1 protein-coding gene is annotated in these 619 nt (G+C 67.0%); it reads right to left on the bottom strand.

Annotated elements, in window-relative coordinates:
* Window positions 1–54: 54 nt before the first annotated feature.
* On the bottom strand, window positions 55–619 hold a 565-nt coding region (locus SK854_RS48150; RefSeq protein ID WP_319981898.1), incomplete at its 5' end, for a GNAT family N-acetyltransferase.

Below are 619 nucleotides of genomic sequence, written 5' to 3' on the forward strand. Positions count from 1 at the left end.
CCCAGGCAGTCGTGGCGGCGGCGACGACGGCGGTGAACTTCGTTTGCGTACGTGTCAGCTGTGCGCGAGCACAGGCTCCGCTCCGAACATCGACGCGCGCTGCGCGGAGTACTCCTCGAGCAGTCCGGCGACCTCGGGCCGCAGCTCCGGGTCGGTCATGATGAACGCCGAGCTGATGTTCCGCGACTCGCAGCCGCGCACGATCTTGGCCTCGTGCGACCCCATGCCGAACTCGACCTGACGGACTCCCTCGGCGTAGGCGTCCGCGACCGGCAGGTCGAACATCAGCACGAAGTAGACGCTGCTGCGTTCCCCGAGTGCGGTGTAGTCGAAGCCGACCGACTTGATGTAGATGCGGTCGTGCTTGCGGAAGCCCAGGCACACACCGACGATCTCGTCACCGCGACGCCCGACCCAGCAGCGGACGTCGACGCCCTCGCTGAGAAGTTGCCGCAGCACGGTCTCGTTGTGTTCGAAGCGTGCGCTGGCGCCATAGCGTTGCCGGTTCATCATCGTCAGCTCGGCGACGCGTGCCGCGTTGTTCGCCAGTTCGTCCTTCTCGATGCGGTCGAACGTGACCCCGGCGTCGACGGCCGCCTGGCGGTCCAGGTTCCGCCTG

It is taken from the genome of Lentzea sokolovensis, assembly GCF_033949975.1.
Classification (GTDB): Bacteria; Actinomycetota; Actinomycetes; order Mycobacteriales; family Pseudonocardiaceae; genus Lentzea; species Lentzea sokolovensis.